Source organism: Argonema antarcticum A004/B2, assembly GCF_023333585.1.
GTDB lineage: Bacteria > Cyanobacteriota > Cyanobacteriia > Cyanobacteriales > Aerosakkonemataceae > Argonema > Argonema antarcticum.
Map to the genome: position 1 here is coordinate 1 of NZ_JAIQZN010000166.1, position 8,480 is coordinate 8,480.

8 protein-coding genes and 1 pseudogene are annotated in these 8,480 nt (G+C 44.1%); 7 read left to right on the plus strand and 2 right to left on the minus strand.

Features of this window, described 5'->3' with window-relative positions; translation table 11 throughout:
- Positions 1 to 316: 316 nt before the first annotated feature.
- From LAY57_RS34075 to recG, 5 genes are all read left to right on the plus strand, one after another.
- Positions 317 to 913 carry a hypothetical protein gene (locus LAY57_RS34075; protein WP_249071661.1) on the plus strand — a complete coding sequence of 199 codons (597 nt, stop codon included), beginning with the start codon at positions 317 to 319 and terminating at the stop codon, positions 911 to 913.
- A gap of 157 nt (positions 914 to 1,070) precedes the next feature.
- Positions 1,071 to 1,868, plus strand: a complete 798-nt coding sequence (rpsB, locus tag LAY57_RS34080; protein WP_249071664.1) for a 30S ribosomal protein S2 — start codon at positions 1,071 to 1,073, stop codon at positions 1,866 to 1,868.
- Positions 1,869 to 1,905: 37 nt separating this feature from the next.
- Positions 1,906 to 2,565, plus strand: coding sequence for a translation elongation factor Ts (tsf, locus tag LAY57_RS34085; RefSeq protein WP_249071665.1), 660 nt, complete (start codon positions 1,906 to 1,908; stop codon positions 2,563 to 2,565).
- Between the two features lie 119 nt (positions 2,566 to 2,684).
- The gene (locus LAY57_RS34090) at positions 2,685 to 3,668 is read left to right on the plus strand and encodes a hypothetical protein (protein WP_249071667.1); all 984 of its coding nucleotides are present in this window, start codon (positions 2,685 to 2,687) and stop codon (positions 3,666 to 3,668) included.
- Positions 3,669 to 4,079: 411 nt separating this feature from the next.
- Positions 4,080 to 6,533 carry an ATP-dependent DNA helicase RecG gene (gene recG / locus LAY57_RS34095; RefSeq protein WP_249071669.1) on the plus strand — a complete coding sequence of 818 codons (2,454 nt, stop codon included), beginning with the start codon at positions 4,080 to 4,082 and terminating at the stop codon, positions 6,531 to 6,533.
- Between the two features lie 126 nt (positions 6,534 to 6,659).
- Here recG and LAY57_RS34100 read toward each other — a convergent pair whose 3' ends face one another.
- Together LAY57_RS34100 and LAY57_RS34105 are read right to left on the minus strand one after the other, a co-directional pair.
- On the minus strand, positions 6,660 to 6,860 hold the full coding sequence (locus tag LAY57_RS34100; protein WP_249071671.1) for a hypothetical protein: 201 nt from the start codon (positions 6,858 to 6,860) through the stop codon (positions 6,660 to 6,662).
- Complete coding sequence (locus LAY57_RS34105) at positions 6,857 to 7,186, minus strand: BrnT family toxin (protein WP_249071673.1); 330 nt, start codon at positions 7,184 to 7,186, stop codon at positions 6,857 to 6,859. The genes LAY57_RS34100 and LAY57_RS34105 overlap by 4 nt, the downstream gene beginning before the upstream one ends.
- Before the next feature lie 27 nt (positions 7,187 to 7,213).
- On the opposite strand from LAY57_RS34105, the gene LAY57_RS36060 reads away from it, so the two are divergent.
- Both LAY57_RS36060 and LAY57_RS34110 read left to right on the plus strand, forming a co-directional pair.
- Positions 7,214 to 7,345 (plus strand): hypothetical protein, encoded by a 132-nt coding sequence (locus tag LAY57_RS36060; RefSeq protein WP_275994477.1) that lies wholly within the window; start codon positions 7,214 to 7,216, stop codon positions 7,343 to 7,345.
- Between the two features lie 201 nt (positions 7,346 to 7,546).
- Positions 7,547 to 8,480, plus strand: a pseudogene (locus tag LAY57_RS34110) (transposase); the annotation flags it as partial.

Genomic DNA, 8,480 nt, shown 5'->3' on the forward strand with positions numbered 1-8,480 from the left:
AGGGGGACAAGGGGGACAAGGGGGACAAGGCCCAGAAGAAAAGCTTTTCGTTTCAACCAACTACTTATTATGACCACACCCCCAAAAATAGGCTCCAGGGGCAGAGGGGAGGGGGTAAGAGGGGAGGGGGAAAAAGAATGAATGATAGATAATCTTGTAGCCCGAAGGGAGTAAGACCTACAACTCTAAGCAGAAACTGGCAAAGTTATGATATCTTAATACAGTTATTTAAACGGGCCTTGCCCGTCTTGTGGGTGTTTGGTGGAAGTTAAAGCTTCCAGTAGTACAGCAATTAACTTCAAACTAAGACGTACTTATGCTTGCACAGGCCAAAATTTTAGGTGTGATTTCGGTACTAGCTATTTCATTAGCTGCTTGCTCTGGCAACTCTGAAAGCGCTTCTAATCCAACTTCACCAGATAATTCCTCGACCGTAGCACCAAATTCAGCAGCACCTGCTGTTGAGACAACATCCTCGACAGTCAGCGGCTCTAGCACTGAATTAAAAAATGTCGATGAAGTAAAATTTAAAACACCAACAGCAGGTGCCCTATATGGTGTTTTTGATGTAGTTAATGAGTCCAGTTCTGCATCTCACAAAGTTTCCAAAGCCATTCCTGTTAAGATGAGCGGCTGGGCTGTGCTAGCAAACAAAGGGAAAACAGCAGATAGTGTGATTATCACCCAAGCAGACAATAAAAAAGTACTGGCAGTTGCTCCCGTAAATGTATTAAGACCAGATGTTGCCAAAGCATTGAACAATCCAGCTTATAAAAGCTCAGGTTGGAACGCTACAATCAAGTCTTCTAATTTGCCAACAGGTAAAGTAGTTATCCAAGCTTGGGCTTACGATTCTACAACTAAGGAAGCTACCCAGCTCAGCCGTAACCACGAACTAGATATAACTGAATGATCTCATGTCAACTGCCCAGAGTTAAGCAAAATTGTGCTAGCTTAGGGAATGTTGTCTAAAATCACACATTCGAGAATTCGGGTGTTTCTTGGGGAAGATATAAGTCCCAAGAAATACGCTCGGATGGAGGTTTAACCCGAAAGGAGTTCAAAAAAATATGCCAGTTGTCTCTTTAGCTCAAATGATGGAGGCTGGAGTTCACTTTGGGCACCAAACTCGCCGTTGGAACCCCAAAATGTCTCCTTACATTTACACCTCCCGCAATGGAGTCCACATCATTGACTTGGTACAAACAGCCCAGTTGATGGAAGACGCTTACAGCTATATGCGTAGTGCGGCGGAGCAGGGAAAGAAGTTTCTTTTTATCGGCACCAAACGTCAAGCAGCCGGTATTGTGGCACAAGAAGCCGCTCGCTGTGGATCTTATTACATCAACCAACGCTGGTTAGGCGGGATGCTCACGAACTGGGCTACGATCAAGACGCGGGTAGAGCGCTTGAAAGAATTGGAACGCCGCGAAGAAACAGGGGGGCTGGCCCTGCTGCCTAAAAAAGAAGCAGCCGTTTTGCGCCGCGAAATGGAAAAGCTGCAAAAATACCTGGGTGGCATCAAGGCGATGCGGAAACTACCCGATATAGTCGTGATTGTGGATCAGCGGCGGGAGTATAACGCAGTTCAAGAATGCCAGAAGCTATCGATTCCGATCGTATCCCTGCTAGATACAAACTGCGATCCCGATGTGGTGGATATTCCCATTCCGGCAAACGATGACGCCATCAGGTCAATTAAGCTAATAGTGGGTAAGTTGGCTGACGCCATCTATGAAGGTCGTCACGGTCAGCTAGAAGCAGAAGCAGAAGAGGACTACGAAGATTACGACAGCGCTGAAGAAGACTCCGATTTCGATGATGGTGAATTCGTCGAAGAAGATGAGGAGGCAGAAACTGAGGAATAATCAGCGTTAAAAACGTTAACAGAGTGGAACAGACAAGATGGCGGAAATATCAGCAAAAGTAGTTCAAGAGCTGCGCCAAAAAACCGGCGTGGGCATGATGGATTGCAAAAAAGCGCTCAAAGAAACCGACGGTGATATGGCTAAAGCCATTGAATGGCTGCGGCAAAAAGGGCTGGCCCGTGCTGGGGCAATCGAACAACGATCGGCAACAGATGGGCTGGTAGGCAGCTACATCCACACTGGTGGGCGAGTTGGGGTATTGGTAGAAGTAAACTGCCAAACTGACTTTGTAGCCCGCAACGAAGACTTCAAAAGCCTGGTGCAAAACATTGCCATGCAAATTGCGGCTTGTCCCAATGTGGAGTACGTCAAAGTCAGCGACATTCCCTCGGAAATCGTTGAGAGGGAAAAGGCGATCGAAATGGGGCGGGATGACTTGGGGAACAAGCCAGTCAACATCAAAGAAAAGATTGTTGAGGGTCGCATTGACAAACGCCTCAAAGAAATGACTTTGATGGATCAGCCATACATCCGCGACCAAAATATCTCGGTGGATGAACTGATTAAGCAGCACGTAGCCAAGTTGGGTGAAAATATCCAAGTCCGTCGCTTTGTCCGGTTTGTGCTGGGCGAAGGGCTGGAAAAGAAGGAAAGCAACTTTGCTGAGGAAGTTGCAGCTCAAATGGGCACCAACTAGGTGGCAAATTATTAAGTAGCACAAATCAAAAACAGGTCAATCTACGTGGATGACCTGTTTTTGATTTGTGCTTTATCCTAAAAAAGGAGATCTGCAAGTTTTGCAGCTGTGATAAGGTGATGGCGAAAGCAATTGAGAAAATTGAGCGGGATATAGCGGCGCTGGAAGAGGCAACTTCTGCTCTAGCACAAGAGTTATACAATACCTACGATCGTTACCTGACAGCCTTGGGGCAGGCAATGCGGCAGCAGTTGGTCTTGGCAAGTTATCATTTGTGTACCCAAGGATACCCTGACGCATTTCTGAGTTTGTCTTTCAGTCAGCGACAACAATTGCAACACGCTATTCGCCAGCTGGGCGAAAATGCCAAACAAAAGTTGCTCGCCCAATTGCATTCGCCAACCGCCGCAGTACCCCCCCAAGTTCCTACAAATAGCTCCAAAAACAATGACGCTTTCACCGAGATCGAAAACGCCTTAATGGTAGGGGAGCTCTTGAGCGGGGGAGATCTTGAGCGGGGGAGCAAAGATGAGTTAGATTCTTTAACTGAAAACTCAAAACTCATTCCTCAAACCGATTCTGTGAGCAACCCAGAGCAATTGGCTGCTTGGCAGGAGAAATTGGAGAATGCGATCGCTAAAAGCCTCCAAAAAGTGTCTCGCGACACAAATCGCCAATTACAGCGATCGGGTATATTATCTAAGAAATTGCCCGAACCAGTTCTGGAAGCCGCTGGCAAAGTAGAGGCATCTGGCGATAGCGTGCCGGGACTGCCCAATCTATTAAACTTGGTAATTGAAACTGAAAACGATTCTCCTATGCCTTTCGGACAGGCTATGCCTGACGGCGGGCGATCGCCAATGCCAACAGAGATGCTACGCTCAAGCCAGTCGCAAAACTCGACCCTAATACAGCTGATTGCTATTCATCTGCGGTTATCAGAGATTGAGTTTGCAGACTCCTCGGTGGCAGCTGGGCGGCACCAGATTCGCAACCTCTCGGCCAAACTTAGCAATCTGCGCCGCGATTATCATAAAAAGCAGCGCGAACGGGCAGTTGCTGAAGCCGAATCCGCTTGGCGTGTCAGCTGGTTCGATGAATAATTTTTATAGCTAGGGGCTAGGGGCTAGGGGCTAGGGGCTAGGGAAAGAAGGGAAAGAAGGGGAAGAAGGGGAAGAAGGTTCTATAATCAAGGGTTTGGTGGGATTAAGAACGTTCTAAGTGACGAGAGCGGTTGCTATAGTTGGGAAAAGTCTTTGGTAAATGGGTAATGGATAATAAAAAAAATGACGGTTCTTTCGGGTTAATAGTGAAAAATGTTAGTTGATCTTACAGATTTAGGGATGGTGGGTTACGGCACGGGAACTTAATTATTTGTTTTGAGGCTCGACTTTATTGCCTGTGCCTAAGCCACCCTACAGTTAGATAAGATTTTACGATCGCCACATTTATCGGGAGAGCCAGTTTTAAAATCTAAAATCTAAAATCTAAAATCTAAAATTCTTTGATGACCAATGACTAATGAAACAACAGATTGGGTGCGATTGCACAAAGCCCTCGAAGTAGAGGAAAAAAGCGGCTTCACAGACTTGATGGGAAAGCAGTACCGCTTCAGTGAGTTTCTCTGCCTGGAATTCGGCAAAACGCCAATGGATATGGCATCTGAACCGCGACGAACGTGGCAAGAGATGGCCGATCGATTTGCCGATTATCCGAACCTCACACTTCTAGAACGACAAAACCTGGTAGGGGAAGCTCGTCTGTTTCTCCAGCAAATGTCGCAGGAAACGCAGGGACTGGAGACTGGGCAAAATTCCCTTGCTACCCCAATCGCCCAAATCCAAAATCCAAAATCCAAAATCTCTATATCCCTTGACCAGCCGCTAAGCAGTTTAGTTGAAATTGGGCCAAGAAAAGCGCAGTATTTAGCAAAACTCGGACTGCAAACGGTTCGCGACTTACTGTTTTACTATCCCCGCGACTACATTGACTATTCCCGTCAGGTGAGTATTTGCGACCTCATAGCAGGTGAGACGGTGACGATTGTGGGAAAAGTAAAGCGCTGTAATTGCTTTAGCAGCCCAAAAAATAAAAAACTGACGATTTTAGATGTGTTGCTGCAAGAAGGGCCCGATCAGATCAAGCTCAACCGATTTTTCGCAGGCAGTCGCTACAGCAATCGAGGTTGGCACGAATCTTTGAAAAACCGCTACCCAGTTGGTGCAATAGTTGCAGCTTCTGGTTTGGTGAAAGAAAACAAATATGGTTTGACTCTGGAAGACCCGCAACTGGAAGTTTTGGCTAGTCCGGGAGATGCAATCGAATCGATTACGATCGGTCGTGTGGTGCCGATTTACGCCTTGACTGAGGGAGTTCCAGCCGATTTGTTGCGACAAGCTGCTCTAGCAGCGTTACCCGCAACCGAGCAGTTGCAAGACCCACTCCCAGCGGTATTGCGGAACCAGTACGGGTTGATCGAGTTAAAAGATGCGATCGCCAACATCCATTTTCCCGCAGACAGCGCCGCCAAGGATGCTGCACGTCGTCGATTGGTTTTTGATGAATTTTTCTACCTCCAATTGGGATTTCTCAAGCGTCGTCAAATTTTACGTCGAACTCAAGCTAGTGCTATCTTAGCTCCCACAGGTCAACTAATTGAGCAGTTCTACAAAGTGTTGCCCTTCCAGTTAACTAACGCTCAAGAACGAGTAGTTAACGACATCCTCAATGACCTGCAAAAACCAGAGCCGATGAATCGTTTGGTACAAGGAGATGTCGGTTCTGGTAAAACTGTAGTTGCGGTAATCGCCTTACTCGCCGCAATTCAATCTGGCTACCAGGGGGCGCTGATGGCTCCCACTGAAGTACTCGCAGAACAGCATTATCGGAAATTAGTAAGTTGGTTTAATTTATTGCATTTGCCAGTAGAATTATTGACAGGTTCTACCAAAACTGCTAAGCGTCGGGAAATTCATGCCCAATTAGAAACAGGTGAATTGCCGCTTTTAGTAGGTACACACGCTTTAATTCAAGACCCCGTGAACTTCTCTTGCCTCGGTTTGGTAGTAATTGACGAACAGCATCGATTTGGCGTTCATCAGCGGGCAAAATTACAGCAAAAAGGCGAACAACCTCATGTACTGACAATGACAGCGACACCCATTCCCCGCACTTTGGCGCTAACATTACATGGGGATTTGGATGTCAGTCAGATTGATGAATTGCCACCGGGACGGCAAGGGATTAATACAGTAGCGTTATCGGGGAAGGAACGCACCCAAGCCTATGACTTAATTCGTCGGGAAATTGCCCAAGGGCGTCAAGTTTATATTGTATTGCCTTTAGTCGAAGAATCGGAAAAGTTGGATCTGCGATCGGCTGTTGAAGAACATCAACGACTCTCAGAAGCCATTTTTCCCGAATTTAAGGTAGGGTTACTTCACGGTCGGATGACTTCCGCCGAGAAGGATGAGGCGATTAATTTATTTCGCAATAATCAAACTCAAATTATTGTCGCCACTACAGTAATTGAAGTCGGTGTAGATGTGCCTAATGCCACGGTGATGATGGTAGAAAATGCCGAACGTTTTGGCTTATCCCAGCTGCATCAACTGCGGGGTCGTGTCGGTCGCGGTGCAGCTAAATCTTATTGTTTATTAATGAGTAATTCTAAAACACCAGATGCGCGTCAGCGACTAAATGTGTTGGAACAGTCCCAAGATGGCTTTTTCATTTCAGAGATGGATATGCGTTTTCGCGGGCCTGGAGAAGTTTTAGGTAGTCGTCAATCTGGGTTACCGGATTTTGCCTTGGCGAGTTTGCTGGAAGATAGGGAAATTTTGGAAATCGCGCGGGATGCAGCTGAAAAGATTATTTTGAGAGATGAAACTTTAAAGCAATGGCCTTTGTTATCAGCTGAATTGGAGTATCGGTATCTAAAGTTGATGAGTGGAACAATTTTGACATGATTTAATGCGATCGCGCTAACCCAGAAGCGGAATTTAGGAGCGAATTTACCGCTTGCTGGCATCAGTATTCTCTCTGCTGCTTACGACGCTCGGCAATTCGTTTGGCTGTCTCTATAGCAACCTAATCTACTCAATACTTTGAATTAATTTAATGTTATTTCTCAGCCATTCATTGACCAAAAATTGAACGTCAATCTTTTTATGTTCAGCAATTTTAGTGACAAACTCCTCGACATCTGGTTCCAGATAAATCGGATAATGAAAGGTAGCATCAGGATGGTAAAACTTGCCTTGCTCTGCTTTGGAAAAATCATACTCTGATTTCATAATTGCCTCTCTTGATAAGATTGTGTTTCAATGAAAGTAGCTTTACGGGCTGAAATAATCCGAATCATACATGAGGATCGATCGGTTTCTTCAAAGGTATGGATAACAAGCCTTAAAATTCCTGTTTCATCTAAGCCTATGGTAATCCATCTATCTTCATCTTGGCTGTGTTCTTCATCATAGATTGTTAATTGGTAAGGATCGCGGAAAACAGTTGATGCTAAACGAAAATTTAATTGATGCTTGCGAATATTTTGCTTTTCTTTGGCTGAATTCCAATCAAAGTTATAATCCAAAGCGATTGATTGTGGTAAATTAAGAGACAAGTAAATAATAACATAAATTATGACTTTATGCACTGCGAGCAACTATGGAATATAATTGCTGCTGTTCCAGAGGAAGTTCCTACTCCTCAATGGCATCTCGATTTACCCGCATTTCTCACAAACTTGGCGATCGCCAACCACAAAAGCCTTACTGAATAAGGGTTTCAGCGTGCAAACACCCAGTTGCCGAATCCAACAGTGTGTGAACAGGTATTAATTCAAAATTATCAGGAATTAGAGGTGGAAAAAATGAAAAATTAATCGCAATTTTTTAATAATAATTAAATAATTTAATCATTACCTAACAGGTAAACAAATCTGCTATAATTGAGGAGTAAAAAATCTGATATCAATCAGCTTATGACTCCCAGTTATCGAAAAAAAGCCAGCACGCATAAGCAATTCAATTTAGGAAAACTTAAATCAAAAGAAATCATCGCTAATTTTTCGGGAGGGAAAATCACCTCAAATGCCGGAATTATCTTAATAGCAGAATTAGATAAAAAATTAAAAATTAGCAAATCGCTTGCTAATTCTTTCCAAGATTATAGAAATTCGTCTTATATAGATTATTCAGTTGAGCAATTAGTCACCCAAAGAATTTATGGACTTGTATTAGGTTATGAAGATGTCAATGACCACGACAAATTACGTCATGATGCAGCTTTAGCCATCGCCTTAGAGAAACTTGATAAATTAGAATCAAATCAAGGAAGCCTAGCCGGAAAAAGTACAATCAACCGACTAGAATATTGTCCCGAAACTATCCTCAATCAAGAAAATAGCCGTTATCATCGGATTGAACATCACCCGAAAAGAATGGCCAAATACTCAAATTTTAGTGCGCGGCGATAGCGCTTATGCACGCGAAGAAATATTTAATTTCTGTGAAAAACAAGAAGGCGTTGAATATGCAATAGCTATGGCAACTAATAGCCAATTAAAGTTAAGAGCGAACCAGACAATTGAGAAAGCTAAAAACGAATATTCAAAAAAACTTGAACCAATTGTTGAATTAATGTCAAGTTTGTTTGAGAAAAATGAAGATTTAGAAGTAGTCAGAACGTTAGTGCCTAGTTCAACTTGGTATCGTTCTTTAACTTACCAAACAGAAAAATCGTGGAGTCGTCTTAGAAGAGTTGTTACCAAAGTTTGTTATGGGAGCGAAGGCTTAAAAATTCGTCATGTTGTGACCTCTTTACCTGCGGCAAAAATTACCCCGTCAGAGCTTTATACGGATAAATATTGTCCGCGCGGGGAGATGGAAAATCGGTTGAAAGAACAACAATTAGAT